This is a genomic window from Rhodanobacter sp. DHB23, assembly GCF_014842975.1.
Classification (GTDB): Bacteria; Pseudomonadota; Gammaproteobacteria; order Xanthomonadales; family Rhodanobacteraceae; genus Rhodanobacter_A.
This window is the reverse complement of sequence record NZ_JACYXK010000026.1, coordinates 22805-49681: the sequence shown is the minus strand read 5'-3', so window position 1 is coordinate 49681 and position 26877 is coordinate 22805. Positions and strand designations below refer to the sequence as shown.

Here is a 26877-nt window from a genome sequence, read left to right as displayed (position 1 = left end):
ATGGTTTCGCATCGCTGTGGCGGGTCATTTCGCGATGCGTGGCACGGGCGGTATACACCGTCCCGCGGACGGGGCCGTGATAGCGAAGGAATTGCGCGGAGGGCAACCGCATCGTGCCTTTGCGGAGAATGTCCCCGTGGCGGTTGTCGCAATGGAACCAGGTTGCCTCCCGATGACAGCGGATGGCAGGTGCGCCCCGGGAATTCACGCAAGGTTGAGGGTGCAGGCTGGATCGTGGAGCAGGCCACGGTACGGCTTGTGCCGGAACAGGAGCGTGGTGGCGCGCAACCGCAGGGAGTGCCGGAGAAATCGACCGAGGAGGATTCCATGAAGAAAGCTATCGGTGTAATGGTGCTGAGCGGTGCCTTGCTGGCTTCGAGCGGGGCCGCCTTCGCCCAGCAATACGGGCCCGGCCAGGGCTATCCGCCGCCGCGGCACGACCAGCAGCGGTATCACGGCATGTACGACCAAGGCCGTCACGAGGGCTGGTACAAGAAGGGCGGTCACCTGCCGTCCTCGTATCGCAGTCGGCAATACGTGGTGTCCGATTGGCGCGGCGCCCATCTGCGTCCGCCACCGCGCGGCTATCACTGGGTGCGCAGCGACAACGGCGACTTCCTGCTGGTGGCGATCACCACGGGCGTGATCGCCAGCATCATCGCGTCGGCGGTCAGCCACTGACGTCGTTCGATTCCCTGCCGATGCCGCACGGCATCGGCAGGGAACGTCAGGACCTGTTCACGATCCACCCATGGTCCGCGCCAGTGCGGCCGTCGAAACCAGGGCGGCGAAGGGAACGGGTGGCGGTGGCGGAACCGTCGCCACCTGCAGCTCCTTCTGCCACACGCCCACGTCCCACCAGCGGCCCAGCTTCCAGCCGCTCTGGCGCCACACGCCGGCAGGCGCGAAGCCCATCGTTTCATGCAGCGCCACGCTGGCGGTGCCGGGCAGGGTGATGACGCCCACGGCCTGCGTCAGGCCCTGCAGGCGCATCACGTCGAGCAGGCAACCGTAGAGTCGTCGCGCGATGCCGCGTCCCTGCGCGTCCGGGTGCACGTAGATCGAGGTCTCGGCGATCCAGTCGTAGGCGGCGCGTTCGCGGAAGCGGCCGGCATAGGCATAGGCCAGCACCTCGCCGCCTTCTTCCCATGCCAGCCAGGGGTAGTGCGGCAGGCGCGCGCGGATGCGTTCGCGCATGGCGTCCACGCCGGGCACGACGTTCTCGAAGGTGGCCACGCCGTCGGTGACGTGCGGCGCGTAGATCGCGTGGATGGCGGCGGCGTCCGCTTCGTGCGCGGTACGGATCATCGGGCGGTGGTCCTCGTGTCGTATTTCCAGTTCCGGCGCTTGCCTTCGGCCAGCCATTCCAGCGTGGTGGCGAGGCGCTTCTGGCGGGTGGCGTCGGTCTTCGCCTCGACGATCCAGTCGATGTACTCGCGCTGGCTGCCGGGCGGGAAATTTTCCCAGACCTTGCGTGCGGCGGCGTGCTTGCGCTGGGCGAGCAGGGCGGTGAAATCCTCGGGCGGCGTGGGCGGCGGTTTGCTGCCGGCCTTGGCGCGTGTCGTTTTCACGCCGGTTTCGTTCAAGGCCATCGCCTTCCTGACGAAGGCGACCAGTGCTTTCCTCGGTGGCAGTTCGCGCGCCGAAGTGAGCTTGCCGAACTGGCCCGCGCCGTCTTCCGCATCCGCACCGGTGACCTGTTTGCCCAGCCAGAAGCCGAAACTGCAGTGCTGCTTGAACGCCGACATCATGCACAGCGTGGCGTCGCGATAAGTGAAGAACGGCCGGCTCCACTTGATCGTCTCCTCGACCTCGGGGCAGGCCTCGTGCACCACGGCGCGCAGGTGGTCGAGGATGGGTCGGGCGAATTCCGCGGACTTGGCGATGTAGGCATCGATGCGCGGATCGCGATTTGCCATGACATATCTCCTTTTCAGAGATCGCGGATGAAGAAGCGGTCGCAACTGAAGTGCCCGGTGCCGCCCATCGGCGCGCACAGCGGGGTGAAGCCGGACTTCGCGTACAGCGCCTGCGCCGCGTCCATGCCGGTGAGCGTTTCCAGGTAGCAGCGGCGGAAGCCCTGCGCACGCGCCGCGTCGAGGCAGTGCTGCATCATCGCCGCGCCGGCACCAATGCCGCGCGCCTCCGGCAGGAAGTACATCTTGCGCAGCTCGCACACGTCCGGCTCGCCGTTCACCAGCGGCGCCACGCCGCCACCGCCGATCACCCGGCCATCCTGTTCGACCACGAAGTAGCTGCTGCGCGGCTGCGCGTAAGCGGCGCTCATCGTGTCCACCTCGGCATCGTGGATCGCGAAGCCGGGGCCGTCGGCGCCGAACTCGGGCATCACAGCGCGGATGATCGCTGCAACCGCGGCGTCGTCGCGTGGCTCGATGGGACGGATCAGGAACGACGACATGGCGGCTCCGGGGGCAGGGGAGTCCGGATTATTCCATTTCATGGCATGGGCGCCAGTGGTGGGGTGAATCCAAAGGGCAGGCTGGCTGCATCCAAGCCTTCGACATCCGCGCTTGTGCGGACCGGACACCATCAGGAGAGCGCAATGACGAGCCATTCCATCCATGTCCATCCGCCCAAGGCACGGAGGCGTTTGCTGGCTTTCGTCCTGGCCTGTGCGGCAAGTGTGCCCGCGGCCATGGCGGCGACCCCGGCGATGAACCCCGCGCTGCCCGACACCCCGGTCGGAAAGCTCGCCGGCACGCTGATCCGGCATATCGATGCCGACACCCCGGCGCAGATCCGGCAGTGGGCCCCCGGCGTCCTGGCTGCATCCGTCGCCGCGGACGACAAGGCGGATTTCATTGCCGGCCTGGTTTCGGCCGTGCGCGACGAAGGTGGCGTGGACGTGTTCGACGTGCGCACCGACCCGCGCCAGCCGGGGCTGCTCGAAGTCGCCGTCAAGGGCCGACGCAACGCGCAAGCCGGCCTGTTCTGGCTGGTCGCCGACCCGGCGCATCCCGGCCAGTTCGCGGATGCGCACCTGGTCGGCATGGACAATCCGCTTTATGCCGACTGGCCCAAGGGGCCGGTGCCGCATGCGGAGTTGCGGAAGCTGATCCATGCCGCGCTTGACCGGCTGGTGAGCGTGTCCGACTTCTCCGGTTGCGTGACCGTTTCCGATGGCGGCGAGACCGTGTTCGACGAGTGCCGTGGCCTGGCCGAGCGCAATTTCAACGTGCCGGTCGACCAGCAGACGAAGTTCAATGTCGCCTCGGTCGGCAAGATGTTCACCGCGGTCGCCATCGCGCAACTGGTCGAGGCCGGCAAGCTGTCGTGGGACGACACGCTGGCGAAGCTGGTGCCGGAATATCCCGACCAGGCGACGGCGAAGAAGATCACCGTGTGGGAACTCCTGCACCACACCTCGGGCCTGGGCGATTTCATGGTGCCGGACTACTTCGAGCACGCCCAACGCTATGTCAATCCGGCGGACTACCTCGGGCTGATCGCCCGCCAGCCCAAGGTGGGCGAGCCCGGCAAGGCGCCGAGCTACAGCAACGCCGGCTATGTCCTGCTCGGCCGCATCGTCGAGAACGTCTCCGGCGAAAGCTACTTCGACTATATCCGGCGCCACGTCTTCGAGCCTGCGCAGATGACGTCCAGCGGCTTCGAGAGCATCGATGAAATCGTTCCAGGGCTGGCCGTCGGCTACTACCACGACGACGGGGTGTTCTCCCGGACGTGGAAGGCAAACTGGATGCAGGGCATCTACAAGGGCAGCCCCGCAGGTGGCGGTTATTCCACCAATGCCGACCTGCTGCGGTTCGCCGAGGCCTTGCATGGAGGCAAGCTGCTCAAGCCCGCGACGCTGGCGAAGATGTTCGACGGCGAAGTGCCGATCGGCCCCGGCATCGCCTTCGGCGCCGGCATCGACGAACGGCTCTCGCGCGGCCGCCACATTCGTGGCCACCAGGGCGGCATCGAAGGCACCACGGCAGACCTGGAGATGGTTTGGGAAACCGGTGCGGCCGTGGCCCTGACCAGCAACGAAGGGCCGTCGCAGCACTGGTTGCTGGCTGAGCAGATTGCCGATCTGCTTGCCGCCGAAGGCGCCAGGCACTGAGTTCCGGCAGGCGTGTTGCACCATCATTCGTTGCCCAAGCCTTCCGGCCCGCTACACCCTCTGGAGCAAGACCATGGAATTCCTTTTCATCCCCTTCGTCGTGATGTCGGCTCCCGTCCTCATCGTGCTGATCCTGCTGCGCTATCGCTACCTGCAGACGCAGGCGCGCTACCGCACCTTGATGCAACTGGCCGACAAGGGCGTGGAGCTGCCGCCGCAGCTGCTGGTCGAGCCGGCCGTCGCCTATTCCGAACGGCGCCGCGCGCTGGTGCTGATCAGCATCGGCCTCGGATTGATGGCGACGCTGCTTGCGTTGCCGGTCCAGCTCGACAGCGGCCGCAGCATCGGCAGCCTGTGGGGCCTGGGCTTGCTGCCCTTGATGAGCGGGCTGGGCTATCTCGCGAGCTGGTGGTTGAACCGGCGCGACGGCCGGCATGACTGATGGCGATGCCGAGGCACGCGTCGACCGGGCACTGGTGGCGCGTGCCCTGCTGGAAGGCGACCGCAGGGCGTTCGAGCAGTTGCTGCGCCGGCACCAGGGCATGGTGCGCGCCCAGCTGCGCCGGCTGCTGCGCGGCGACGAGGCCGCGGCCGACGACTTGGCGCAGGAAACATTCCTGCTGGCGTGGCGCAAGCTCGACCAGTTTCGCGGCGAGGCGCGCTTTTCGACCTGGCTTTACCGCATTGCCTACAGTTGTTTCCTGCAGGCCGTGCGCAAGCGATCGTGGCCTGCCGGCGACGCGGACGACGGCGAGTTCCAGCAGTTGCCGGCGTCGCCGCAGCCGGTCGACCTGCAACTGGATGTCGAGCGCGCAATGCAGCGCCTGTCCAGCGCCGAGCAGGCGGTGCTGCTGCATTGCGTACAGATGGGCCTGAGCCACGACGAGGCGGCCTACGTGCTGGCGATGCCGCTGGGCACCGTGAAGACCCACGCATTGCGCGGCAAGGCAAAACTCAAGACATGGCTGGCGGCGTGGCAAACCAACGACGAGGAGCGCGCATCATGAGCGACTTGCACGATGACGAGATCGAGACACTGCTGCGCCGGAACTTCGATGGGCCGGTGCCCGATGCGGGCTTCAGCGGGAAACTGATGCAGCGATTGCCGCCACGCCGGCGTCGTACCGCATGGCCGTTGTGGGGCGGCATCCTGGCCGGGATCGGGGCGTGCGGATGGAGCCTGCTGCGCTCGCCATTGCTGGGCGATGGCCTGCACGACTGGCTGCGTGGCGAGTGGTCGATGCCGGCGGTCGCGCTGCTGCTGACGGCGGCCGGCATGTCGCTGCTGACCTGCTGGTGGGGCGCGACCGAGGCAGATGCACGCTGAGCAGCGGGAAGCGCCGGGCGGACATGACATCGCGTCAGCGATGATCCAGGGGACGGCTGCCAGGACTGGCGGCCACAAAAAAAGCCGGCGTCAGCCGGCTTTTTCATGACGCGCAAGGCGAACGGCTTACGCCAGTTCGTGGATCTTCGCGTTCAGGCGGCTCTTGTGGCGAGCAGCCTTGTTCTTGTGGATCAGGCCGCGCGAGGCGTAGCGATCCATCACCGGCTGGGCGGCGGCGAAGGCTTCGACGGCGGCAGCCTTGTCCTTGGCCTCGATGGCCTTGACGACCTTCTTCAGCGCGGTGCGCACCATGGAACGGGCGCTGATGTTGCGCAGGCGGCGCTGCTCGGACTGGCGCGCACGCTTCTTCGCGGACTTGATGTTGGCCAAGGTAGAACTCCCGAATCGCGGGTTGCAGGTTGGAGAAAGAGGAGGATTATGCGGCCGATTCGCTCATGCGTCAAGCAGTTAGGCGGCTGGAATGGGGTGTTGCCCGGGTTCGGCCATGATCCGCCGGTGATCTTGCCCGCGCCGGCTGGCAGACTGTGCGCCCATTCGCCCGCTTGACCCAGGATTCCCCACCGGATGAAGTCCCCCAGCATGTTCCGCGGGCTGCTCTCGTTCAGCAGCATGACGATGGTATCGCGCGTGCTCGGCCTGATCCGGGACATGTCGCTCAACGTGGTGTTCGGCGCCAATGCCGTCACCGATGCGTTCTGGGTGGCGTTCCGCATCCCCAACTTCATGCGCCGGCTGTTCGCCGAGGGCTCGTTCTCCACCGCCTTCGTGCCGGTGTTCACCGAGGTGAAGGAGAAGGGCACGCACGAGGACCTGCGACAGCTGATGGCGCGCGTCTCCGGCACGCTGGGCGCGGTGGTGCTGGTGGTCACCGCGCTGGGACTGATCTTCGCGCCGCAGGTGGCGACGCTGTTCGAGCCGGGCGCGCTGGACCAGCCGCACAAGTTCGACCTCACCATCGACCTGTTGCGGCTGACCTTCCCGTTCCTGTTCTTCGTCTCGCTGACTGCGTTGGCAGCCGGCGTGCTGAACAGCTTCCATCGCTTCGCGCTGCCGGCGCTGGCGCCGGTGATCCTCAACGTCTGTATGATCGCGGGCGCGCTGTGGCTGTCGAAGCACCTGGCTGTGCCGATCATGGCGATGGGCTGGGCGGTGCTGGTGGCGGGCGTGCTGCAGTTGCTGTTCCTGCTGCCGGAGTTGCGCAAGCTCGACATGCTGGTGTGGCCGCGCTGGGGCTGGAGCCACCCCGAGGTCAAGCGCATCCTCAAGCTGATGGTGCCCACGCTGTTCGGCTCGTCGGTGGCGCAGATCAACCTGCTGCTGGACACGGTGATCGCCTCGCTGCTGGTCACCGGTTCGCAGAGCTGGCTGTCGCTGTCCACGCGCTTCCTCGAACTGCCGCTGGGCGTGTTCGGCGTGGCGCTGGGTTCGGTGGTGCTGCCGTCGCTGTCGCGCCACCACGTGAACACGGACCGCGAGGGCTTCTCGCGGGCGCTGGACTGGGGCCTGCGGCTCACCCTGCTGATCTCGGTGCCGGCGATGTGCGCGCTGCTGCTGCTGAGCGGGCCCATCGTCAGCACGCTGTTCCAGCACGGGCGCTTCAATGCCTTCGACACACGGATGTCCACGCTGTCCATCCTGGCGCTGTCCTGTGGCCTGCCGGCCTTTGCGCTGGTGAAAGTGCTGCTGCCCGCGTTCTACGCGCGGCAGGACACCCGCACCCCGGTGCGCGCCGGGGTGGCGGCGATGGTGGTGAACATGCTGTTCAACGGCGTGTTCATCGCGATCCTGTTCGAGCTGTGGGCGACGCCGGCGGCGCGGCAGGCCGGCTGGATGGCCGGCATCGCGCAGGTGCCGGGGCTGCACTTGGCGCTGGGCATCGCCAGCTCGCTGTCCAGCTACCTCAACTTCGTGCTGCTGTGGCATTGGCTGAAGCGTGCAGGTGTGTACCACCGCCAGCCGGGCTGGTTGCGGCATTGGACACGGCTGGCACTGGCCTGCGCGGCGATGGTGGCGGTGCTGCTGTTCGGCCGCTGGCTGTGGCCGGACTGGGACCACGTCGGCACCTTCACCCGCGTCTGGCGCCTTGCGCTGATGGTGGCGGCCGGCGGCGCGGCGTATGTCGCGGCGCTGTTTGCGGCGGGCTTGCGGATGAAAGACTTGCGGGCCGTTTGATTGCGATCGTCCCTGATCGCGAAGATCAAGAAGCGGCCATCCTTGGCCGCAACTTCCATGGGGTGCGATCGTCCTTGCTCGCGAAGATCAAAAGGCGGCCATCCATGGCCGCACTGTTCACAAGAAGCTTTGGATCCCTTTGGCGACGGGGTCGGGATGGGCCCGATATACTGGCCCGATGACGAAACTTTCCCGCGACATCGCAGGACCCTGCCTTGCACCCAACGGCAGCGTGGTGGCCATCGGCGCGTTCGATGGCCTGCATCGGGGGCACCAGGCCCTGTTTGCGCAAGTGCAGCGCCGTGCGCGCGCCTTGGGGTGCACGCCGGCGGTGGTGACGTTCGAGCCGCTGCCACGCACCTATTTCTCGCCCGAACCGTTGCCCCGCCTTTCCAGCGTGCGCGAAAAGCTGCTCGGCTTTGCGGCGGCGGATTTCGAGCAGGTGCACATGTTGCGCTTCAACGCCGGGCTGGCGGCGATGTCCGCCGAGGACTTCGTGCAGCGCATCCTGGTCGAGCGCCTGGCTGCCAGGGAAGTATGGGTGGGCGCGGGCTTCCGCTTCGGCCACAAGCGTGCGGGCGATGTGGCCCTGCTGCGCGAGCTGGGCGAGAAGGCCGGTTTCGCGGGCTGCGTGATGCCGTCGATCCTGCTGGATGGCGAGCGCGTCTCCGCCAGTCGCGTGCGCCAGTTGCTGGGCGCGGGCGAGTTCGCTGCTGCTGCCGCGCTGCTTGGCCGCCCGTTCGTGATCGAGGGCCGGGTGGAATACGGCAACCAGCTCGGCCGCACGCTGGGTTTCCCGACCGCCAACGTGCACCTGCGCGGGCGGGTCAGCCCGGTGCAGGGCATCTTCGCCGTGCGCGTGGGGTTGGGCGAGGGTGAGTGCAGCTGGCCGGGCGTGGCCAGCCTGGGCGTGCGGCCCACCGTGAACCAGGTCAGCCAGCCGCTGCTGGAAACCCACCTGTTCGATTTCGAGGGCGACCTCTACGGCCGGCGCATGGCGGTGGAGTTCGTGGCCAAGCTGCGCGACGAGCAGAAATTCGACGATCTGGATGCACTGAAGGCGCAGATGAATCATGATGCGCATTCGGCCCGGGAAATCCTGGGCATGAATCCGGTACTGGCCCGCGCATGAGCACCCGCGAAAAGTCCAACCTGCCGCACCCCGCCCGCGAGCGCGCCAGCGCAGTCGCGGCGATCGTCATTATTATTTGAAGGCATCCGCCTGCAGCGCGAGCGCCTGCCGCCGCGCGCGGCGGGCGGCACAACAGCGCTTCGGGCCGGCCGGCTTCGGGGCGAGACTCAAGTCGAGGCACCCGAAGCGATGAGCACCGATTACAAGAGCACGATCAACCTGCCGCAGACGGATTTCCCGATGCGCGGCGACCTGCCCAAGCGCGAGCCGGGCTGGCTGGCCGACTGGGAAAAGGCCGGCCGCTACGCGCGCATCCAGCAGGCCACGGCGGGGCGCGACAAGGTTTTCGTGCTGCATGACGGCCCGCCCTACGCGAACGGCGCGATCCACATCGGCCACGCGGTCAACAAGATCCTCAAGGACATGGTGGTGCGCTCGAAGCTGCTGGCCGACCACCGCGCACCCTACGTGCCGGGCTGGGACTGCCACGGCCTGCCGATCGAGATCGCGGTGGAGAAGCAGCACGGCAAGCCGGGCGAGAAGCTCGACGCGCGCGCGTTCCGCCAGAAGTGCCGTGAATACGCCGCCGAGCAGATCGACACCCAGCGCGCCGGTTTCAAGCGCCTGGGCGTGCTGGGCGACTGGGAAAACCCGTACCGCACGATGGACTTCAAGTACGAGGCCGACATGGTGCGTGCGCTGTCGCGCATCGTCGCCAACGGCCACGTGGTGCGCGGCGCCAAGCCGGTGTACTGGTGCTTCGACTGCGGCTCGGCGCTGGCCGAGGCGGAGATCGAGTACGGCGACAAGGTCTCGCCGGCGGTGGACGTGGCCTACGACGCGGTCGACGCCAAGGCGCTGGCCGCGAAGTTCGGCGTGGATGCGGGCGACGTCATCGTGGCGGTGCCGATCTGGACCACCACGCCGTGGACGCTGCCGGAAAGCCAGGCCGTATCGCTGGGTGCCGAGCTGGAGTACGCGCTGGTCGATGGCCCCGCGCGCAACGGCAAGCGCGTGCTGCTGGTGATCGCCGCTGCGCTGGTGGAGAAGGCGCTGGCGCGCTACGGCGTAGAGTCGCCCACGGTGCTCGGCCATGCCAGCGGTGCCGGGCTCAATGGCACGAAGCTGCAGCATCCGTTCTACGACCGCATCGTGCCGGTGATCCTTGGCGACCACGTCAGCGCCGAGGACGGTACCGGCGCGGTGCACACCTCGCCCGACCACGGCGTGGAGGACTTCGTGGTCGGCCGCGAGAACGGCATCGGCCTGCTCAACTACATCGGCGCGCGTGGCACCTACCGCGACGACACGCCGAAGGCCGGCGATCTGGACCTGGCCGGCATGCACGTGTGGAAGGCCAACGACGCCATCGTCGAGCTGCTGCGCGCGCACGGCGTGCTGCTGGCGCACGCGAAGATCGAGCACAGCTATCCGAACTGCTGGCGCCACAAGACGCCGGTGATCTTCCGCGCCACGCCGCAGTGGTTCATCGGCATGGAGCAGGCCGGCCTGCGCGCCACCGCGCTGCAGTCGATCAAGGACGTGCGCTGGGTGCCGGGCTGGGGCGAGGAGCGCATCGCCGGCATGGTGGCCGGCCGCCCGGACTGGTGCATCTCGCGCCAGCGCACCTGGGGCGTGCCGATCGCGCTGTTCGTGCACAAGGCGACGCAGGAGCCGCACCCGGATTCCGTGGCGCTGATGGAGCAAGTGGCGCAACGCATGGAGCAGGGCGGCATCGACGCGTGGTACGACCTCGATCCTGCCGGCCTGCTGGGCGACCAGGCCAGGGACTACGACAAGGTCACCGACGTGCTGGACGTGTGGTTCGACTCCGGCGTCACCCATTTCGGCGTGATCGGCCAGCGTCCCGAGCTGCAGCAGGGCAGCGCATCGCAGTACAAGGTGATGTACCTCGAAGGCTCCGACCAGCACCGCGGCTGGTTCCAGTCCTCGCTGCTCACCTCGGCGGCGATCCACGGCCGCGCGCCGTACGACGACGTGCTCACCCACGGCTTCACCGTGGACGCCTCGGGCCGCAAGATGTCCAAGTCGCTGGGCAACGTGGTGGCGCCGCAGAAGGTGATGGACACGCTGGGCGCCGACGTGCTGCGCCTGTGGGTGGCCTCGGCCGACTACCGCAACGAGATGAGCGTCTCCGACGAGATCCTCAAGCGCGTGTCGGACGGCTACCGCCGCCTGCGCAACACCGCGCGCTTCCTGCTCGGCAACCTCGACGGCTTCGATCCCGCGCAGCATCTGGTTGCGGTTGCAGACAGCCTGCTGCTCGACCAATGGGCGGTGCAGCAGGCATACGACGTGCAGCAGGCGGTGGTCGCGGCCTACGAGCGCTACGACTTCCCCGAGGTGGTGGCGCGCGTGCAGAACTTCTGCACCAACGAGATGGGCGCGCTGTACCTGGACATCACCAAGGACCGCCTCTACACCATGCCCACCGACAGCCACGGCCGGCGCAGCGCGCAGAGCGCGATGTACCGCATCGCCGAGGCGCTGGTGCGCTGGCTGGCGCCGATCCTGGCCTTCACCGCCGAGGAAATCTGGCAGGCGTTGCCGGGGCAGCGCGGCGAGAGCGTGCTGCTGGAAACCTGGTACGACGGCCTGGCCGCCACGCAGGCGTCGCCGGAGCAGCGGCGCTGGTGGGCCGACCTGCTGGCGGTGCGCGACACTGCCGCGCGCGTACTCGAAGGCATGCGCAAGGACGGGCGGATCGGCGCCGCGCTGGAAGCGAAGCTGGCGATCCACGCCGACGCCACCACGGTGGCGCGCTACGCACCGGCGCTGGACGAACTGCGCTTCTTCTTCATCACTTCCGATGCGAGCCTCGCGGCCGCCGAAACCCAGCCCGCCGACGCGGAAGCCGTGGAGCTGGACGGCGCCAAGGCCTGGGTCTCGGCCAGTGTCAGCGACGCCGCCAAGTGCGTGCGCTGCTGGCATCGCCGCGACGACGTGGGCAGCCACGCCGATCACCCCGAGCTGTGCGGTCGCTGCGTGAGCAACGTGGAAGGGCCGGGCGAGACGCGTCGCTGGTTCTGATGCTTTGCTTTTCCTCTTCTCCCCTTCGGGACGCGGGGAAGGGCCATGGATGGCCCTGCCTTGAGGAGCGAGGAAGAGGAGCGAGGTGAGGGGCGGGTGCTCGCGGAAATCCCTCCCGACATACGCTCCGATTTAGCTTCACGGCAAGATTGGCCCCTCACCCCAACCCTCTCCCCTGCGGGGAGAGGGAGTAAACCAACCAGACTGTGTCCCCATGACCACCAAACCCAACGCACTCCCCTGGCTGCTGCTTTCCGCCCTCATCGTCGCCCTCGACCAGCTCAGCAAATGGTGGGCACTGGCCGCGTTGCAGCCCGCCGGGTTGCCGCATCCGGTGATCCCCGGTTTCCTGAACTGGACGCTGGCCTACAACCCCGGCGCGGCCTTCAGCTTCCTAGCCTGGGGCAACGGCTGGCAGCGCTGGTTTTTCGTGGTACTGGCGCTGGTCATCGGCGCGGTACTGGTGGTGTGGCTCGCACGCACCGCGCGGCGCGACTGGTGTACCGCGCTGCCGCTTTCGATGATCGTCGGCGGCGCCATCGGCAACCTGATCGACCGCTTGCATGCCGCGGCAGTGACCGATTTCGTTGACGTGCAGTTCGGCGCCTGGCATTTCGCGACCTTCAACGTGGCTGATTGCGGCGTCAGCGTGGGGGCGGTGCTGCTGGTGGCGTTCGGCCTGTTCGGCGGCAAGGGACAGGGCAGCGTGCGATAATCCGCATTCGCCCGTGGGAGCGCACCCTGTGCGCGATGGCTTTGATGCTTGATCGGAGCAAGAGCAATCGCGCACAGGGTGCGCTCCTACGCCGGTTTCGCTCTGCTGGTGCTTTCATGGACATCCTGCTCGCCAATCCCCGTGGTTTCTGCGCCGGCGTCGACCGCGCCATCGCCATCGTCGAACGGGCGCTGGAGTCGTACGGCGCGCCGATCTACGTGCGCCACGAGGTGGTGCACAACCGCTACGTGGTGGACAAGCTGCGCCGCGACGGCGCGGTGTTCGTGGAGGAACTGCACGAGGTGCCCGACGGCGCCACGGTGATCTTCAGCGCCCACGGCGTGTCGCAGGCGGTGCGCGAGGAGGCCGAGCAGCGCGACCTCAAGGTGTTCGACGCCACCTGCCCGCTGGTCACCAAGGTGCACATGGAAGTGGCGCGGCTGGGCCGCGTCGGCCGCAGCGTGGTGCTGATCGGCCATGCCGGCCATCCCGAGGTGGAAGGCACCATGGGCCAGTGGAACGCCGCCAACAGCGGCGAGATCCTGCTGGTGGAATCGGTGGAGGACGTGGCCGCGCTGGCGCCGGAGTTCCCGCACGATCTGTCCTACGTCACCCAGACCACGCTGTCGGTGGACGACACCAAGGCCATCATTACTGCGCTGCGCGCGAAATTCCCCGACATCGAGGGGCCGCGCAAGGACGACATCTGCTACGCCACGCAGAACCGCCAGGACGCCGTGCGCCGGCTCGCCGACGCGGTGGACCTGATGCTGGTGGTCGGCTCGGTCAACAGCTCCAATTCCAACCGCCTGCGCGAACTGGCCGAGAAGCAGGGCGTGCGCGCCCACCTGATCGACGGTGCCGAGCACATCCAGCGCGAATGGCTGGACGGCGTGCAGCGCATCGGCCTCACCGCCGGCGCCTCCGCCCCCGAGAAGCTGGTGCGCGACGTGGTTGCTCGCCTGCAATCCTGGGGCGCCGGCGCGGTGCGCGAGCTGGATGGCGAGCCGGAAACCATCACCTTCGCCCTGCCCAAGGAACTGCGCCTGTCGGTGGGCGGCCAGGCGGCGGGTTGATCCGGTCCGCCAGACGACAAAAGGCCCGCAGCGATGCGGGCCTTTTACTTGTTCGATGGTGCCGGAAACAGGAGTCGAACCTGCGACCTACGCATTACGAATGCGGATTTATACACAATAGAAACAAAGTGTTAGCCATTTAAATGGCTTTTCTGGCACACTCTTGGCACAGTGAGTCAAGAGGTCACGATGGCGACAATTCGACGAAGGGGGCCGCATCAGTGGCATGCCCAGGTACGGCGGCTAGGCTGGCCCTCTCAAACCAAGACCTTCGACACCAAGGCGGAGGCCGAGGCTTGGGCCTCTATGATCGAGTCGGAGATGAACCGCGGCGTTTGGCTGGACCGCAGCGAAGCGGAAACCACAACGCTGTATGCACTCCTTGATCGCTACGAGACCGAAGTCATGCCGGCCCTGAAGGGGGTCGTTCGTGAAAAGTCAGTGCTTGGTCTGTGGCGCGACACGCCCTTGTCCAAGCGCACGGTGGCGACGATTCGTAGCGGCGACATTGCACAACAGCGCGACACCTGGCTGGCCGCTGGCTTGGCACCGGCAACCGTCTTGCGCCGTTTGGCGCGACTTTCTCACTTGTTCAACACGGCGCGGAAGGAGTGGGGCATGGAAAGCCTCTCGAACCCGGTCGAGCTGGTGCGCAAGCCCACGCCCAACAACGCGCGCACGCGCCGCGTCGTGGCACCCCCGTCTAACGGTCGTCGTTGCGACCGCCAGATGGATGAATTGGCGCGCATCAGCGCGTCCAGCGAATCACGGGTACTGCCGGTGATTTTGACGCTGGCCGTCGAGACGGCGATGCGTCGCGGCGAGATCGCCGCTCTGCTCTGGGAGAACATCGACCTCGGGCGTCGTGTAGCGCATCTCCCCGAGACTAAGAATGGCAATAGCCGAGACGTGCCGCTTTCGACGGTCGCCGTCGATGTGTTGGCCAGCTTGTTGCCCAAGGGAGTGGGGAAGCGGCGTAAGACGTCGATTGTGCCGCCTGAACTACGTGGCTTGGTCTTTGCCATGCACGCTGACGGCATCACGCAAGCATTCGAGAGGGCGCTAGAACGGGCCCGCACCAAGTACCTCCAGGAATGCGCCGAGCACAACCAGCCCCCTGATCCAGCTTTCTTGCGGGATCTGCGCTTCCATGACCTGCGCCACGAGGCGACAAGTCGCTTGGCGGCACGATTCCAGCTTCACGAGCTGGCCAAGATCACCGGGCACAGAGACACGCGCATGCTGTTGCGTTACTACCACCCCGATGCTGCAGACCTCGCCAAACGCTTGGATTGAGCCTGCCTCTTGAATCCACGTCCCTCACATCCCTTGCCCCCACGAGTGGGTATCGGGTCAGGCTCGGTTACGGTTGACAATGTTAACTTATGAGTTAACAATTCTCCCCCGGCTGGCAAAGGGCCACGCACATGCTGATCTGGAGTCAAAGGGTTGCCAACTCGAGTCGAGTACGCCGGGCAAAAAGCATCCATCGAACTCTACGTGTTCGAGGACGGCTCGTGCCCCGCAGCGGACTACCTTGAGGGGCTATCGCCGGCGGATCGTCAGAAGGTCGATACGTTGTTCGCGCTCATGGGGGATCGTGGCGAGATCAGAAACAATGAGCAGTTCAAAAAGCTCGAAAAGTCAGATGGCATCTTTGAGTTCAAGCGCTTCCAAGTGAGACTCCTTTGCTTTCACGCAAAGACCTCGCCCAAAAAGCTTGTCATCACACACGGTGTGACGAAGAAGCAAGACAAGCACGCCAAAGCCGATATCACGCGCGCTGAGGCGATCAAAAAGAAGTACCTCGGAGAATGATGTAATGGGAATCAATGAAGCCTGGGTTGCTCGTCAGGAAGCTTCCGACGAGAGTCGTCGTCTCCATGAGCGCGATCGCCTGGCTGTGTGGACGATGGATTCGATCGCTGGGCTGATGGAGGATCAAGCTGTCTCGAAAGCGGAGCTGGCTCGCAAAATCGGAACCAGCCGTTCTTACGTGACGCAAGTCTTCTCTGGTTCGAAGAATCCCACATTGGCCACCGTGGCGGATCTCGCGTGGGCGCTTGGTTTTCGCGCGTGCGTGAAATTCGAGCCTCTGCGTTCGGGCGAATTTATGTCTGTACCCGTCCAATCCTGCAAAGTGCATGCGCTCCCTAAGCGCCGTGAGGTGAATTCCGTTACGCGCATGCGGGATCCGGAAGATGGTGGCTTGGCTGGCTTCGGCCGGCTAACTGCCGCAGGGGGATTGTAATGACGACGAATCTCGAACTTGCCGGTAAAGTGGCGAGGAACGTAGAGCTGGACGCCATCAATCTGCGCTATGCCAAGGTGGAATCTGGGTGCGAACCCGGTGACTTGCCTGAAGAGTTGTCGGTTGATGTCCAGTACAGGACATCCATCAATCACCGGCACCGTAAGGATGAGCCATCTTCACCTGAGCTCGCTGTGATGGTGGACTTTAGATTTCATGTGCACGGTGCGGGTGAGGAAGTGCCGGCAGAAATTCTGTCCTTGGAAGCAAGCTACTTGCTGACGTACTTGCTCAATCCTGAAGCGACGCTGGAGGAGGATTGCTTCAAGCACTTTGCCGAAGTGAATGGCCCTTATAACGCTTGGCCATATTGGCGAGAGTTGGTGCAGTCTGTGACTGGGCGTGTCGGTTTGCCTGGCTTTGTTGTGCCTGTTTTTCGTCCTGCTTCTGTTGAGGTGGAAGGATCTACCAAAAAGCCCCCCCCGACTGCCTGACTCTCTCCCTCCTCATGAGGTCGACAGCCTGCGTCGAAGCCGCATTCTGATCTATCACTGACCGTCTATAGGTAGCTTGGGAAAGGATTCTCGGCATAGGGAGAATCCAAGGGTGGGTAGATGAACGACGATGCGAGCAAAAGCGCGGATCAGGCTGCCCAGCCCGACGATGAAACGCTACGTCGGCGTGCTTTGTTTGATGCTTACTGGACTGAACAGCAGACACGTGAACGCGCGAATAGCGACAAGTACGACAACACGATTCTGGCCTACTCTACGGGTGCACTTGGACTTTCTATAACTTTCATTAAGGATTTAGTGCCTTTAGCTATCGCGCATGACCTGTGGGCGATCAAGACATCATGGGTACTATTTGCTGTTTCGCTATTACTGATGCTTGCATCCTTTCCGATTGCAGGAAAAGCAAACCGACAGAGCGTTGAATCTGCCCACGAGTATTTCATCAATCGTAAAGATGACTTCTACAACAAAGAGCGCTGGGCAGCAAAAACTTTGAAATGGCTGAATCCACTTGCTGGTTTTGCCTTTTTTGCTGCCTCTGCCTTCACTATCGCATTCGTTTGGATCAATGTTCACGATAACGGGAACGCAGCCATGACAGATCCCAAGGTGCCATCCATTACTCCGACTCAATCCTTGGTAACAGAGGGCTTAGGCTCCGCATCTATGCAGGTTGTGCATAAAGGCACTCCCAGTGCGGCGATGCCTACGGTTCAAGCACCGGCACCAGCACCAGCACCAGCACCAGCACCAGCACCAGCACCAGCATCGTCGGGCAAATGAAGAGCATGTGCCCAGTCACGCACGCCCACACGAATCGCGTCTATAACCAAGTAGCACACCAATGACCAACAAGAGCAATTGGAGCGGGTATGCCAACGATGGCATGCCATCGGCTCTCATGAGCAAGGTTGTATCCACTAACAACTCACGCGGTGCACCGAGTGCGCAAATGCCTCGCGCGCCGGCTCCCGCGCCGGCGGCACCGGCACCTGCACCTGCACCTGCATTGGCTAAAGATTGACGAAGGCTGCTATCTCCGCAGCTACATCAATCGGTTCGGCATCTGTCGTCGCCCAGTCGCCCAGCTCGGGCTGCATGCGCTTGGGTGGCGCGGGCACGAAAAGCTGCTCGACGAGTTCGGATGTGTAGCCCACCCTAGGGTTGGTTTTGACGGGCACGCACGGCCCTGGCCGCGTGTCAATGTCGCCCAAGGTTAAGTGAATCATGGTTGTCTCCCTTCACTTGTTGGGTTGCTTGCTGTCGTTGCTGGCATAGTCGGCAACATTTGACGGGATGTCTGATTCTTCGATGTGAGGCTGCGCTGAACTATCGGCATCAGCACGTGGTGTAAGTGCGGGATCGATAGCCGGATCGCGGGCTGCATTCCACGCAGCCACTCGGGCGGCCATCGTGCCGCTGCGAACTGGGGCAAGCTGGCCTTGATAGCCGCTCCCGCCCACGGCCTGATCCATGGCATGCACGCTCGAATGGGCGACAGCCATTGCCACAGTTCCTACCGCCGAACCCGTCGCGGCGGCACGGCGACCGAACGATGTTCCACGGCCGCCGCTGCTTGATGGCTGACGTGGGCCGTCACCCATCGCCGCGGCGAGTGATGCACTGTCCTCGGCACCTCGACTGTTGTCGTTCGCGGCGCTCATGGTGTCGGCCAAGTCCGCGCCACTGCCGTCCAAGCCGCTGCCGGCGTCACTGCCGGCGTTCACCGCAGCCATCATTGGGCCGAGAGAGCCACTGCCCGTGCTACCTGCCGCTGCGCCCGTCGCACCTGCCGCCAAGGCCGCACCGCCTGTAGCAGCCGCGATACCGATACCAGCGAGAGCACCTATGGCGGCCCCCATGCCGAAGCTGCCATGCGCGCCCCCGTTGTTTCCCGTGATCGAACCGACGAGCGGCGGAACCTTGTGGATGATGAAAGCCAGCACGAGCGCAACGGAAACCATCACCATCAAGGACTGCATGGTGGTAGTTCCACTGCTGACCTGGACGAGAAGGAAGTTGAAAACCGTTTTGGCGAGGCCAACGAGCAACAGCATCGTCATGTACGTGACGGCCACTCCAAGCACGGTTCGGAAGTAATTGATAGCGATATCGCTAGTCCACCGCAGCGCGCCGAAGCCCACCAGGACACAGCCGGCGTAGGCCATGATCCATGCGGTGCAGAGTGTAATCACCATGTTGGCGGCGACAACACACATCGCGATCATGATGGTCAGATCGACCATGGCCAAAGCGACGCTGTTGATGGGATGAACGATGCTTTGTGCGTTCCCGGTAGCCACGTCGATTTGATAGGCAACGTCCAACGGGGTGGATGGTCCGAGCGACTGGGTCAAGCCACCTATATCTCCACCCATCTGCTGGAAGGAGCCGAAGATGGCACTGGCCATGGCAGCGGCATGCTGTGTGAGCCACCAGAAGAAGCCAACGAACAGAAGCCACCGGATGAAGGTGGTAAAGAACGCACCGATATCCTCGCGCTGCAGGGCAAGCCAGCCGCAATCCCAGATCAGCCCGATGACCGCGAGGCCGAGAAATATGTTCTCGGCATAGCCCGTGGCCTTGGCTCCCCAAGTCTGTGTGGCGTCGTGAAACGTCCGCACGACATTATCCAGAATGCCGGCCGAAGGCGCAGCCGGAGCCGCGTGAGCGAGGGCTGTCACGCCAAGGAATAGCGTCAGAGCCAGCAGGCTACGGATGAACCACCGCCCCGTTCTATGCGCCTGTGTCATGACTGCGTCACCGTTGAGGGCTGGAGGTAGATGCGGTTGACGCAGGGTCTCCAATCTCGAACTGTTCGGCCGGGGTTTTATCGACAGGCTGTCGTTTGAGCACTGTCGCGTCGCCAGCTGTTTGACGTGCTTCTTTCGAGGCATCTGAGGGGTTCTGGCAAGCACTCAGCAACCCGACGATGGTGAGACCTAGAAATAGATCGCGAGCTTTCATGCCAGGCCTCCTGTCAATTGGCGATATCGAACTGCTCTGGTTGGACAGTGCTCACGGGCGTGCGAGTGAACACGGCTGTGTCGCCGGCTGTCTGCTGCGCGTTGATAGCGTTTTGCTGTTCTTGTGCCGCCGCCTGTGCGGTCTGCTGCGCAACCAGAAGCGCTCGAATCTGCACAAGCTGATTGGTCTGGGCAGCGGCGAGCTGATTGGCCGCATCAAGTGCGGCTTTCTGGCCGCTTGCTCCTGCTGCACTGCTCTGTAGCTGTTGGACGTTTGCCGCGTCAGTGGATAAAGAGGCCTGTTGCTGCTGAAGGGCTTCTAGCTCGCTATCCGTTGCCGCTTTCACGCCGGCATTGCCGGTTGCATTGTTGGACTGGATTGCGGCGAGCTGGGTTTGAGTGCACGTGCTCCCGTTGAAGCACGGTTGGCTTGCGTAGGTATTCGTGTTGCCGAACTTGTCGAGGTAGGCCTGAATACTGCCCGCGCCGTTCGTCATGTTCTGCAAGCCCTGCATGGCTTGCGTCAGCCCGTTGATGGTGCCCTGCACCTGCGACCAGGTTTGCTGTGGCAACGCGGCCGTGTTGGTCAGCATGTTCTCGTACTGCTGCAGCTGCGTGGTGTACTGCTGGATCTGCTGTTCGTACTGGGCGACCGTTTCGAGGGCCGTCACGATGTTCTGGGCGAGATTGCTGCCGTCGATGACCGGAATGCCGGCCAAAGCCGGAATGGCGGAGAGCGCCAGGGCCGCGACCAAAGCACTCGACAACACAAGCTTTTTCATGGCGTTCCTCCCTTGTTGTACGGGAGTCCAAATTACCATAAAACAACGTAAGTCATTGATTATAAAAGTTTAGCTAAACTTTTCAGAATGACATTCAGCGTTTAGCGGCTAAACGCTGTGCTTGAGGTTTATCCTTGTACCCATCGTGCTAGGAGGCAGCATGTACACCAGCCAAGTACGGCAACTAACAGGTGCAACCGACCCTCGTTTCCAGAACAGATGGGAGTGGTCGACTTGCACGGAATGCGGCCATCAGGTTGATGGCGGCATAGCGGAAACCGAGCACGACGCGCGAGCTGCTGCAGAAGGATCCCTGGCTTCGTACCACCTTCAAGAAAGCTTCGCCTATTGGCTCGACCGATTTAACGCCTACACAGACGGTCGCGCCTTGGGTATGAGCGCCGGTCTTTTCTGGGAGGTTGGCAAGTACGGCATCAGCATCGATCAGTTGGACGCCATGATCGAAGCTGCGAAGGCCTGCCGGTATACAGCCGAGTTGCAGCCAGAGATCGAGAGCTGGAAGCGCTTGTTGGATGCGCAGCTGTCGCGCTTGGATAGCCAGCCCCTCCCGATGTCAGCCCAGCAGACACATCTGGAACCACGATTCATCGAGCCAGGTGACAACGAGGACATGCCGTTGCCAGTGCCTCCCACTGCGACGCGGAAGCACTTGAGCAAGCACTCCGCCATGGGATCTTGGGTCATTCCAGATCCCATGCCTTCAGGGAGTGCCACCGGACGCGTCGTCGACGAAAGCCGTTCGGTCGCGCGCATCAATTACGACGCGGGCATGAAGCTCCTGCCCGAGCTACACCAGGCGCGCTGGGCCGAGCGCTATGGCGAGTTGATGCGCGATCGGAGCAAGGCCAAGGCGACCGGCGACGTGACCAAGGTCGAGGAATTGCGGCAGGCCATCCTCGAACATCACAAGTCGCGCTACGACACCAGCAGCACGCGCGAGCTGATCGAGGCACAGTATCGCAAGGACTTAGAAAAAGAAGAGCAAAAGACTGCTGTATAAGCTGGCCGCTCTGAACGAGCTGACCGTATAGCCGCTATACGCTGTATCACCTTGATGCGAGGATGCGGTCCATCACGTCGCGCATAGCACTCTGGCTCGCTTCGATTTGGCCTAGCGTGGCGGCGATAGTGCGGTCGATGTGAGGGAACCGCCGTGGATCGAGCCTGGGATCGCCCGTGAGCCAGAGCTTGAGCAGACCACCCAAGCGGCCCAGGTCGGCGTTGATCTTGGCCAGCTCGGCGATCTGCTTGAGGTCGACGATCGACCGTACGGGATAACCGACGCCGACATTTCGCAGGAACGCAGACACGCTCAATCCAGCGACATCGGCGTTGGCCTGAATGAGCGCACGCTCCTTCTCGTCAACGAATACGCGGATTCGCGTTGAGTCGCGCCGAGTCTTGGTCTGGGTCGGCTCCCTTTGGCGTACATGCTTGACCATCGTTTGCGATCCTTCCTTTTTGTCGGCGGTAGCCGGCCAGCTCCGCAGGACAAGACACCGTTGAGCGCCCCGCGCGAATAAGGGAAGTGATGAAGGCCAACACGCTTGCGTGGGGGCTCTCATCACCTGTCTTGCCCGCACTTCGTGCGCTTTACGCCACGATTAAACCACGATTCGGCACCGACATATTCGCCGCAATAATGCCGCATTAGAGCCTTGACGACATCGGTATATAACTCAAGTCGTTTTCGGCGTTTTCCGGCGGCTTTGCGGTTATTTTTTGGCTTCATGCGGCGGATATGCGGCGGTTTTGCGGTTCAAGTTTCGCTTTTATCGTAAGTCTAAACTTTAGGTCAAAAATAAATACTTGATTTTTGAGTTGTCAATTGCAATAACATTCTATTGTTGGCAGTGTGATGCCATATCGTGTGGATCGACCCAATGTCTCAGATAAGCCAAGCGCAGATCCGTCACCGCGCAATCATGAAGTCGGTTGCGCTGATGCATTCACTGATGGAACGTACTGACTCTGACAATGTTGGAGGCTTCTCCCGCCTCTATGACGAGCTCACGGCTTCCGTGGCTCTGCCGAGAGGAGGCGGCCAGGTCGCCAGTTCATCTGAGTCAAAGAAGTGGTACCCGGTCGCGAAGGGGCTGCAGCCGATAACAATGGCGGCTCTTTCCTCGCTCAGAAGGGTTTTTCCCGACGCTGAACAGCTCTATGACCAAGGCCCCAGCGATCTCTGGAAGGCGTTATGGGGGAGCGAGGTCGAGCTCTGGCCGATTTGTCGAACAACGAAATTCGATGGCGACCTTCTCCTTGGAGACTGCGAGACTTTCCAAGAGGCCCTGCTGGAGTTTGAAGCTGACATGCTTCTGGCCGAGGCCTACGAGATTCCGATGGATCTTTCACGGTTGGTCGTCGCGGTGGCTTTATATCGGCTTTATTGCTATTTGAACCATTTGGCGCCTCTCGACCTTGATGGGGCTGGGTTATATCGTTGCGTAGGCTTGTGTTTAGGAAATGGATATATACGCCTGAGACTCAAACAGTTGGGGGTTTATGAAGATTTCAACAGCGAGCTTCTGAAGATGGAGCAGTCACGTCTACATAGGCGAGGTGCCGAAATCGATCTTTTGGCAACTGTGAATACGAATCTTGAGGGTTATTTGAAGGATCCCGTACGCTCTTTGACTGCCGACCAGCGATGGGCAGCGCTGTCTGGGAAACTTGATTGGTTGTAGGCGAGAGTTTGTCGCCGGGCTTACTTGGCTGTGATGCAACGTATAGCGGCTAGACGCTCGATTCGGACTGGATGTCTTTCAAGTTATCCACAGCTCTGTATGGGTAGAGAGAAGGTAGAAAGAAGGTAGAGGGTCGTAACTCGCCAAAAGAAGCAATTGGAACAGAGGGTTAGGTTATGGTGGCGCGACGCAACCCCGATAAAAGGCGACGCAACCCCGATATGAAGCGACGCAACCCCGATGAGTTGTGACGCAACCCCGATCGTTTCAGAGCTTCGTCCACACCGCCTGAGTACGCCCCTTGCTGCTGACCTCGATGCGTCCATCTCGGATGATTTCTAGCCGCACAAGCTCGTTCATCGCACGACTTATGGCGTCTTCGAAGTCGGTCTTGCGGCCCGTGTACTCGAGCTTGCTTTTGAGCCAGTCCAGGGCATTCCGCTGTTCGGGGTCCGAGGATGTGGCCACCAGTCGTTGAAGGGCTTTGGCCATGTCTTGGTGTAGCCCAAATTGCAGTCGCTTGTTCCAGTCGACCATGGCAAATTCGCTATTGCTGTACATGGCATGCCAGCGAGGATCGATGCGGATTGCGTACGTTCCGTCCTCGAAGTCAAATTTGTCGATCAGATGAAGGGCGCGCGTTGGATCAATCCCAAGCTTCAACTTGCCGTCTCGGGTTCGCACTTCGATCACGATCATGGCAAACGACAGAGCGAGCAGTGCACGATGCAGCCATTTGTATTCGTAGTTGCCGGTATGTCTGCCGATAGCACGAAGGAAGGCAGCCCGTTTGAAAATAATCCGCTCACCTAAGGGATACTTACGGGCCTCGTACATGGCTTGCATCCACACGTCAGCCTGAGACTCATCGAGTTGTTCGCCCCAGAATTTGATGATCGCATCGCTGCGACTGACCAGGACTTTATCTTTGTAGATCTTCTTCCGCCCTGGAGCGACCGGGGCAAACAGACTAGAGCGAGCAATGTGGTTGGGCATCGCTCGCATGATGTCTGTCAGACCGGGCAGGAAGAGCCGAGTCGGTTGTTCGATCTTGGGGGTAGGCTTGATGCCGGCGGCTCTCCAGCGTGCCTGTAGGGCTTCGACCTCCGCAAGTAATTCATCCCGAACGCCAACCGTTGCCGATGGTGTGCTGTGAAGATCCATGCTCAGCGCGAAGCCCTGGCGCGCTGCTGAGCTTTGGTCGGCCTGCCTCGCCGTCGAACAGTGACTAACGTCGACTCGCTCCTCATGTCCCCTTGAACGTGATGCGCGAGCCACTGCTCGACATCTTCCACACGCCAAAGAAGTCGCTTGGTGTGAGGTAGCCTGCAAATAGGTGGGAGCGACTCAGGGTTACGGGAAGCATCGCTGCGAATGCTGCCCGCGGTTTTGTGCAGATAGACGGCGAGCTGATCGACCGTGAGTAAGGCTTGCATCCATCTGTTCCATCGTTAGCTGCGATGGACGCCAAGATCGACAATGGATCGCAATGGGGCACGGTATGCGGCGGTGTAGCTTTCACCACCGTTGTTTACACCTGCGGACCTTTGGCACAAGCCGGCACAATTTTGGCACACGTGTACTGCAGAATCGTGCATTACAAAGACAAACAGCGCATCACACTGCAATGTGTAATACGCTGTTTTTATTGAGAAAACTTGGTGCCGGAAACAGGAGTCGAACCTGCGACCTACGCATTACGAATGCGCCGCTCTACCAACTGAGCTATTCCGGCGATGTTGAACCGCGGATTTTACGGGGCGGCAGGGTGGGGCGCAAGCCGCGCGGCCAGGCCGGAGTGGCGCTGCGTGCGGTGGGCGATGGCCTGCTCCACGATGGCGGCACTGCCGACCAGGCTGAAGCGGCGGCGGGCGCGGGTGATGGCGGTGTAGAGCAGCTCGCGGCTGAGCATGCTGTCGAAGGCGGTGCCGCCGGGGTCGGGCGGCAGCAGCAGGGCGGTGTGTTCGAACTCGGAGCCCTGCGACTTGTGCACGGTCAGTGCCCAGGCGGTTTCCGCGTCGGCCAGCCGTGAAGGCGGGACGAAGCGCAGCCGCTCGCCGCTTTCGCGGTTCGTGCCGGTGGCGAGAAAGGCCACCAGCAGCCGCGTGCCGTCGTTGCCGGCGGCGGGCAGGCGCAGGCACAGGCCGACGTCGCCGTTCATCAGGCCCAGGCTGTAGTCGTTGCGGGTGAGCAGTACCGGACGGCCTTCGTACCAGTCTGGGTGGTCGAGGGCATGGCCGCCGTCGATCAGCCCGCGTGTGCGCAGCGCCGTGGCGATCTGCCGGTTCAACCCGTCCACGCCATGCGGGCCGCGCCGTAGCGCGCACAGCAACTGGAAGCGGTTGAAGGCTTGCAGCGCGCCGCGCGCCCAGTCCGCGTGCGTCGCCTCGCCGGCATCGCCGGCCGGACGGTGCGCGCGCAGCCATTCGAGGTAGTGGCGGTAACCGCAGGCGTCGCCGCCGTCCGGCGTGGACGAGCCGTCGATGGCCAGGGCCGCCAGCGCGCTGGCGTCGACGCCGCGCTGCCACGCGAGGTCCGGCGCGGGCGCCTGCAGCAGCGCCAGCGCGGCGGGTGCATCGCCCGCGTTCACGGCCTGCGCCAAACGGCCGATGCCGCTGGCCGCGCCGAAGCGGTGGCTTTCGCGCAGCATCGCGATGCGCTGGTCCAGCGGTTGCGCGTCGGCCTGCACGAAGGCGGCGATGTCGTCGCCGGTGGCGGCGGCGATCCATCGCGCGGTGGCCTCGTCGTAGTGGCCGGCTTCCGCGCGTCTGCACAGGTCGCCGAGCACCGCGCCGGCTTCCACCGAGGAGAGCTGGTCCTTGTCGCCGAGCAGGACCAGCCGCGCCGACGCCGGCAGCGCATCGAGCACCGCGGCCAGCATTTCCAGGTCGACCATCGAGGCTTCGTCGATCACCAGCACGTCCAGGTGCAGCGGGTTGCGGCGGTCGTGGCGGTAACGCCGCGTGTCCGGCCGCGCGCCCAGCAGGCGATGCAGGGTGAGTACCTCGGAGGGGATCGCCGCGCGCACGGCATCGTCCACGTCCAGCTGCGCGAGCTGTGCGGCGATCGAAGCGTTGAGCCGCGCCGCGGCCTTGCCGGTGGGCGCGGCGAGGCGGATGCGCAGCGCTTGCCCGTGTTCCCGCAATTGCAGCGTCTGCAGCAGGCCGAGCAGGCGAACCACGGTGGTGGTCTTGCCGGTGCCGGGGCCGCCGGTGACCACGCCGAAGGCGCCGCGCGCGGCGAGCGCGCAGGCGACGCGCTGCCAATCGGGCGAGACGGCCTCCGCGGGGAACAGCTGCGCGAGTTCATCGGCGAAATGTGCGGCGGGCGCTTCGTCGCACGCCACGCGGTCGAGGATGCCTTGCGCCACGTTGCGCTCATGGTTCCAGTAGCGGCGCAGGTAGAGCCGCGTGCCGTCCAGCACCAGCGGTGCATCGGCAGGTGCACCGTCGCTGTTCGCTGCAAGCAAGGGCGAGACGGGCAGGTGCAGCGTATCGTCATCGCGCAAGGTGTCGGCGAGCGCACGCCAGTCCTCGGGCCAGTCCTGTTCCTGCGCCAGTGCAGGCAGCAGATCGAGGTCGAGGCAGAGGTGGCCGTCGGCCAGTTGCCGGCTCAACACGGCGGCCAGCCACAGCAGCGCGGGTGCGAGCTGCGTGTCGCGTTCGGCGAGGAAGCGTGCGAAGGCTACGTCCAGCGGGCGCAGGCGCTGTTGCTCCAGGGCGCGGTCGAACAGGAGGGAGATTGGGGTCTTCATGCGGCGCGCTCGCTCCCCTCGCCCGCTTGCGGGAGAGGGGTTGGGGGAGAGGGCGCTTTTGCTTTGGCTGTGTTATCGCAAGGGACAGAGCGGTTTCGTCCGCCTGTCGGCGGCCGAGCTACTTCTCTTTTGCTTGTCCAAAAGAGAAGTAGCCAAAAGAAAACGACACCCCGATGGCGCGCCCTCCGGGCATCCTGCCCTGCGGGTACGCGGGTGAGCTGCGGGGTTTTTCGACGGGACTCCTGTCCCGGCGAAAAACTGGCCCGCATCCATGCGGGCCACCCTGCGGGCTTTCCGCCGCCCATCCGCCGCGCCATAGGGGC

The 26877-nt window shown here is 63.7% G+C and carries 27 protein-coding genes and 2 tRNA genes; 17 read left to right on the top strand and 12 right to left on the bottom strand.

The genetic code is table 11. From position 1 onward, the window contains the following. Positions 1 to 327 precede the first annotated feature (327 nt). Positions 328 to 681, top strand: a complete 354-nt coding sequence (locus IHE47_RS08675) for an RcnB family protein (protein WP_192105498.1) — start codon at positions 328 to 330, stop codon at positions 679 to 681. 57 nt (positions 682 to 738) lie between these two features. On the opposite strand, the gene IHE47_RS08670 is transcribed toward IHE47_RS08675, so the two are convergent. The 3 genes from IHE47_RS08670 to IHE47_RS08660 are packed head-to-tail and all read right to left on the bottom strand — an operon-like array spanning position 739 to position 2419. Further along, positions 739 to 1308 (bottom strand): GNAT family N-acetyltransferase, encoded by a 570-nt coding sequence (locus IHE47_RS08670; protein WP_192105497.1) that lies wholly within the window; start codon positions 1306 to 1308, stop codon positions 739 to 741. Beyond that, entirely contained in the window at positions 1305 to 1919 is a 615-nt protein-coding gene (locus IHE47_RS08665; RefSeq protein ID WP_192105496.1) for a YdeI/OmpD-associated family protein, read from the bottom strand. The genes IHE47_RS08670 and IHE47_RS08665 overlap by 4 nt, the downstream gene beginning before the upstream one ends. A 14-nt stretch (positions 1920 to 1933) precedes the next feature. Next, positions 1934 to 2419 (bottom strand): GNAT family N-acetyltransferase, encoded by a 486-nt coding sequence (locus IHE47_RS08660; protein ID WP_192105495.1) that lies wholly within the window; start codon positions 2417 to 2419, stop codon positions 1934 to 1936. A 144-nt stretch (positions 2420 to 2563) separates the two neighbouring features. Between IHE47_RS08660 and IHE47_RS08655 the strand changes: the two genes are divergently transcribed. From IHE47_RS08655 to IHE47_RS08640, 4 genes are all read left to right on the top strand, one after another. Next, entirely contained in the window at positions 2564 to 4084 is a 1521-nt protein-coding gene (locus tag IHE47_RS08655; protein WP_225561726.1) for a serine hydrolase domain-containing protein, read from the top strand. Between the two features lie 73 nt (positions 4085 to 4157). Further along, a complete protein-coding gene (locus IHE47_RS08650) occupies positions 4158 to 4526 on the top strand; it encodes a DUF6249 domain-containing protein (RefSeq protein WP_192105494.1) in 369 nt (122 codons plus the stop codon). Then, on the top strand, positions 4519 to 5091 hold the full coding sequence (locus IHE47_RS08645; protein WP_192105493.1) for a sigma-70 family RNA polymerase sigma factor: 573 nt from the start codon (positions 4519 to 4521) through the stop codon (positions 5089 to 5091). The genes IHE47_RS08650 and IHE47_RS08645 overlap by 8 nt, the downstream gene beginning before the upstream one ends. Beyond that, on the top strand, positions 5088 to 5411 hold the full coding sequence (locus IHE47_RS08640) for a hypothetical protein (protein WP_192105492.1): 324 nt from the start codon (positions 5088 to 5090) through the stop codon (positions 5409 to 5411). Before IHE47_RS08645 ends, IHE47_RS08640 begins: the two co-directional genes overlap by 4 nt. Before the next feature lie 126 nt (positions 5412 to 5537). Here IHE47_RS08640 and rpsT read toward each other — a convergent pair whose 3' ends face one another. Further along, positions 5538 to 5801, bottom strand: coding sequence for a 30S ribosomal protein S20 (gene rpsT / locus IHE47_RS08635; RefSeq protein ID WP_192105491.1), 264 nt, complete (start codon positions 5799 to 5801; stop codon positions 5538 to 5540). A 195-nt stretch (positions 5802 to 5996) separates the two neighbouring features. Here rpsT and murJ point away from each other — a divergent pair, with 195 nt between their 5' ends. From murJ to ispH, 5 genes are all read left to right on the top strand, one after another. Then, a complete protein-coding gene (gene murJ, locus IHE47_RS08630) occupies positions 5997 to 7604 on the top strand; it encodes a murein biosynthesis integral membrane protein MurJ (RefSeq protein ID WP_225561725.1) in 1608 nt (535 codons plus the stop codon). A 178-nt stretch (positions 7605 to 7782) separates the two neighbouring features. Then, positions 7783 to 8736 carry a bifunctional riboflavin kinase/FAD synthetase gene (locus IHE47_RS08625; protein WP_192105490.1) on the top strand — a complete coding sequence of 318 codons (954 nt, stop codon included), beginning with the start codon at positions 7783 to 7785 and terminating at the stop codon, positions 8734 to 8736. A gap of 189 nt (positions 8737 to 8925) precedes the next feature. Further along, entirely contained in the window at positions 8926 to 11787 is a 2862-nt protein-coding gene (ileS, locus tag IHE47_RS08620; RefSeq protein ID WP_192105489.1) for an isoleucine--tRNA ligase, read from the top strand. Between the two features lie 214 nt (positions 11788 to 12001). Next, positions 12002 to 12502, top strand: a complete 501-nt coding sequence (lspA, locus tag IHE47_RS08615) for a signal peptidase II (RefSeq protein ID WP_192105488.1) — start codon at positions 12002 to 12004, stop codon at positions 12500 to 12502. A 116-nt stretch (positions 12503 to 12618) separates the two neighbouring features. Beyond that, the gene (ispH, locus tag IHE47_RS08610; protein ID WP_192105487.1) at positions 12619 to 13578 is read left to right on the top strand and encodes a 4-hydroxy-3-methylbut-2-enyl diphosphate reductase; all 960 of its coding nucleotides are present in this window, start codon (positions 12619 to 12621) and stop codon (positions 13576 to 13578) included. Between the two features lie 56 nt (positions 13579 to 13634). Here ispH and IHE47_RS08605 read toward each other — a convergent pair. Beyond that, positions 13635 to 13735 (bottom strand) — tRNA-Ser (locus IHE47_RS08605). A 149-nt stretch (positions 13736 to 13884) separates the two neighbouring features. On the opposite strand from IHE47_RS08605, the gene IHE47_RS08600 reads away from it, so the two are divergent. The 5 genes from IHE47_RS08600 to IHE47_RS08580 all read left to right on the top strand — a co-directional run bounded on the left by IHE47_RS08600 (position 13885) and on the right by IHE47_RS08580 (position 17127). Continuing rightward, positions 13885 to 14874 carry a site-specific integrase gene (locus IHE47_RS08600; protein WP_225561724.1) on the top strand — a complete coding sequence of 330 codons (990 nt, stop codon included), beginning with the start codon at positions 13885 to 13887 and terminating at the stop codon, positions 14872 to 14874. A gap of 153 nt (positions 14875 to 15027) precedes the next feature. After that, complete coding sequence (locus IHE47_RS08595; protein WP_192105485.1) at positions 15028 to 15396, top strand: type II toxin-antitoxin system RelE/ParE family toxin; 369 nt, start codon at positions 15028 to 15030, stop codon at positions 15394 to 15396. A 4-nt stretch (positions 15397 to 15400) separates the two neighbouring features. Further along, positions 15401 to 15829 (top strand): helix-turn-helix domain-containing protein, encoded by a 429-nt coding sequence (locus IHE47_RS08590; RefSeq protein ID WP_192105484.1) that lies wholly within the window; start codon positions 15401 to 15403, stop codon positions 15827 to 15829. Then, positions 15829 to 16323: a hypothetical protein gene (locus IHE47_RS08585; protein ID WP_192105483.1), complete on the top strand. Its 495-nt coding sequence runs from the start codon at positions 15829 to 15831 to the stop codon at positions 16321 to 16323. Before IHE47_RS08590 ends, IHE47_RS08585 begins: the two co-directional genes overlap by 1 nt. Positions 16324 to 16443: 120 nt before the next feature. Further along, positions 16444 to 17127, top strand: coding sequence for a hypothetical protein (locus tag IHE47_RS08580; RefSeq protein WP_192105731.1), 684 nt, complete (start codon positions 16444 to 16446; stop codon positions 17125 to 17127). 230 nt (positions 17128 to 17357) lie between these two features. Here IHE47_RS08580 and IHE47_RS08575 read toward each other — a convergent pair whose 3' ends face one another. The 3 genes from IHE47_RS08575 to trbJ form a co-directional block, all read right to left on the bottom strand. Beyond that, on the bottom strand, positions 17358 to 17573 hold the full coding sequence (locus IHE47_RS08575) for a hypothetical protein (RefSeq protein ID WP_192105482.1): 216 nt from the start codon (positions 17571 to 17573) through the stop codon (positions 17358 to 17360). A 12-nt stretch (positions 17574 to 17585) separates the two neighbouring features. Then, a complete protein-coding gene (gene trbL / locus IHE47_RS08570) occupies positions 17586 to 19241 on the bottom strand; it encodes a P-type conjugative transfer protein TrbL (protein ID WP_192105481.1) in 1656 nt (551 codons plus the stop codon). Positions 19242 to 19324: 83 nt separating this feature from the next. Continuing rightward, complete coding sequence (trbJ, locus tag IHE47_RS08565; RefSeq protein WP_192105480.1) at positions 19325 to 20092, bottom strand: P-type conjugative transfer protein TrbJ; 768 nt, start codon at positions 20090 to 20092, stop codon at positions 19325 to 19327. A 160-nt stretch (positions 20093 to 20252) separates the two neighbouring features. Between trbJ and IHE47_RS08560 the strand changes: the two genes are divergently transcribed. After that, positions 20253 to 21113: a hypothetical protein gene (locus IHE47_RS08560; RefSeq protein ID WP_192105479.1), complete on the top strand. Its 861-nt coding sequence runs from the start codon at positions 20253 to 20255 to the stop codon at positions 21111 to 21113. A 46-nt stretch (positions 21114 to 21159) separates the two neighbouring features. Here IHE47_RS08560 and IHE47_RS08555 read toward each other — a convergent pair whose 3' ends face one another. Then, the gene (locus IHE47_RS08555) at positions 21160 to 21555 is read right to left on the bottom strand and encodes a conjugal transfer protein TraJ (protein ID WP_192105478.1); all 396 of its coding nucleotides are present in this window, start codon (positions 21553 to 21555) and stop codon (positions 21160 to 21162) included. 441 nt (positions 21556 to 21996) lie between these two features. Between IHE47_RS08555 and IHE47_RS08550 the strand changes: the two genes are divergently transcribed. Then, a complete protein-coding gene (locus tag IHE47_RS08550; RefSeq protein ID WP_192105477.1) occupies positions 21997 to 22800 on the top strand; it encodes a hypothetical protein in 804 nt (267 codons plus the stop codon). A gap of 267 nt (positions 22801 to 23067) precedes the next feature. Here the strand turns inward: IHE47_RS08550 and IHE47_RS08545 are convergent, their stop codons facing one another. The 3 genes from IHE47_RS08545 to recD all read right to left on the bottom strand — a co-directional run bounded on the left by IHE47_RS08545 (position 23068) and on the right by recD (position 26554). After that, entirely contained in the window at positions 23068 to 23964 is an 897-nt protein-coding gene (locus IHE47_RS08545) for a plasmid stabilization protein (protein WP_192105476.1), read from the bottom strand. 495 nt (positions 23965 to 24459) lie between these two features. Beyond that, positions 24460 to 24535: transfer RNA gene (locus IHE47_RS08540), tRNA-Thr, on the bottom strand. 18 nt (positions 24536 to 24553) lie between these two features. Then, positions 24554 to 26554 carry an exodeoxyribonuclease V subunit alpha gene (gene recD / locus IHE47_RS08535; protein WP_192105475.1) on the bottom strand — a complete coding sequence of 667 codons (2001 nt, stop codon included), beginning with the start codon at positions 26552 to 26554 and terminating at the stop codon, positions 24554 to 24556. Positions 26555 to 26877: the final 323 nt, after the last annotated feature.

Bases quoted from the DNA above. Each gene is read 5' to 3' on its own strand.
- IHE47_RS08675 (WP_192105498.1), top strand. From the start codon at position 328: ATGAAGAAAGCTATCGGTGTAATGGTGCTGAGCGGTGCCTTGCTGGCT.
- IHE47_RS08670 (WP_192105497.1), bottom strand. From the start codon at position 1,308: ATGATCCGTACCGCGCACGAAGCGGACGCCGCCGCCATCCACGCGATC.
- IHE47_RS08665 (WP_192105496.1), bottom strand. From the start codon at position 1,919: ATGGCAAATCGCGATCCGCGCATCGATGCCTACATCGCCAAGTCCGCG.
- IHE47_RS08660 (WP_192105495.1), bottom strand. From the start codon at position 2,419: ATGTCGTCGTTCCTGATCCGTCCCATCGAGCCACGCGACGACGCCGCG.
- IHE47_RS08655 (WP_225561726.1), top strand. From the start codon at position 2,564: ATGACGAGCCATTCCATCCATGTCCATCCGCCCAAGGCACGGAGGCGT.
- IHE47_RS08650 (WP_192105494.1), top strand. From the start codon at position 4,158: ATGGAATTCCTTTTCATCCCCTTCGTCGTGATGTCGGCTCCCGTCCTC.
- IHE47_RS08645 (WP_192105493.1), top strand. From the start codon at position 4,519: ATGACTGATGGCGATGCCGAGGCACGCGTCGACCGGGCACTGGTGGCG.
- IHE47_RS08640 (WP_192105492.1), top strand. From the start codon at position 5,088: ATGAGCGACTTGCACGATGACGAGATCGAGACACTGCTGCGCCGGAAC.
- murJ (WP_225561725.1), top strand. From the start codon at position 5,997: ATGAAGTCCCCCAGCATGTTCCGCGGGCTGCTCTCGTTCAGCAGCATG.
- IHE47_RS08625 (WP_192105490.1), top strand. From the start codon at position 7,783: ATGACGAAACTTTCCCGCGACATCGCAGGACCCTGCCTTGCACCCAAC.
- ileS (WP_192105489.1), top strand. From the start codon at position 8,926: ATGAGCACCGATTACAAGAGCACGATCAACCTGCCGCAGACGGATTTC.
- lspA (WP_192105488.1), top strand. From the start codon at position 12,002: ATGACCACCAAACCCAACGCACTCCCCTGGCTGCTGCTTTCCGCCCTC.
- ispH (WP_192105487.1), top strand. From the start codon at position 12,619: ATGGACATCCTGCTCGCCAATCCCCGTGGTTTCTGCGCCGGCGTCGAC.
- IHE47_RS08600 (WP_225561724.1), top strand. From the start codon at position 13,885: ATGATCGAGTCGGAGATGAACCGCGGCGTTTGGCTGGACCGCAGCGAA.
- IHE47_RS08590 (WP_192105484.1), top strand. From the start codon at position 15,401: ATGGGAATCAATGAAGCCTGGGTTGCTCGTCAGGAAGCTTCCGACGAG.
- IHE47_RS08585 (WP_192105483.1), top strand. From the start codon at position 15,829: ATGACGACGAATCTCGAACTTGCCGGTAAAGTGGCGAGGAACGTAGAG.
- IHE47_RS08580 (WP_192105731.1), top strand. From the start codon at position 16,444: ATGAACGACGATGCGAGCAAAAGCGCGGATCAGGCTGCCCAGCCCGAC.
- IHE47_RS08575 (WP_192105482.1), bottom strand. From the start codon at position 17,573: ATGATTCACTTAACCTTGGGCGACATTGACACGCGGCCAGGGCCGTGC.
- trbL (WP_192105481.1), bottom strand. From the start codon at position 19,241: ATGCCTCGAAAGAAGCACGTCAAACAGCTGGCGACGCGACAGTGCTCA.
- trbJ (WP_192105480.1), bottom strand. From the start codon at position 20,092: ATGAAAAAGCTTGTGTTGTCGAGTGCTTTGGTCGCGGCCCTGGCGCTC.
- IHE47_RS08560 (WP_192105479.1), top strand. From the start codon at position 20,253: ATGTACACCAGCCAAGTACGGCAACTAACAGGTGCAACCGACCCTCGT.
- IHE47_RS08555 (WP_192105478.1), bottom strand. From the start codon at position 21,555: ATGGTCAAGCATGTACGCCAAAGGGAGCCGACCCAGACCAAGACTCGG.
- IHE47_RS08550 (WP_192105477.1), top strand. From the start codon at position 21,997: ATGTCTCAGATAAGCCAAGCGCAGATCCGTCACCGCGCAATCATGAAG.
- IHE47_RS08545 (WP_192105476.1), bottom strand. From the start codon at position 23,964: ATGGATCTTCACAGCACACCATCGGCAACGGTTGGCGTTCGGGATGAA.
- recD (WP_192105475.1), bottom strand. From the start codon at position 26,554: ATGAAGACCCCAATCTCCCTCCTGTTCGACCGCGCCCTGGAGCAACAG.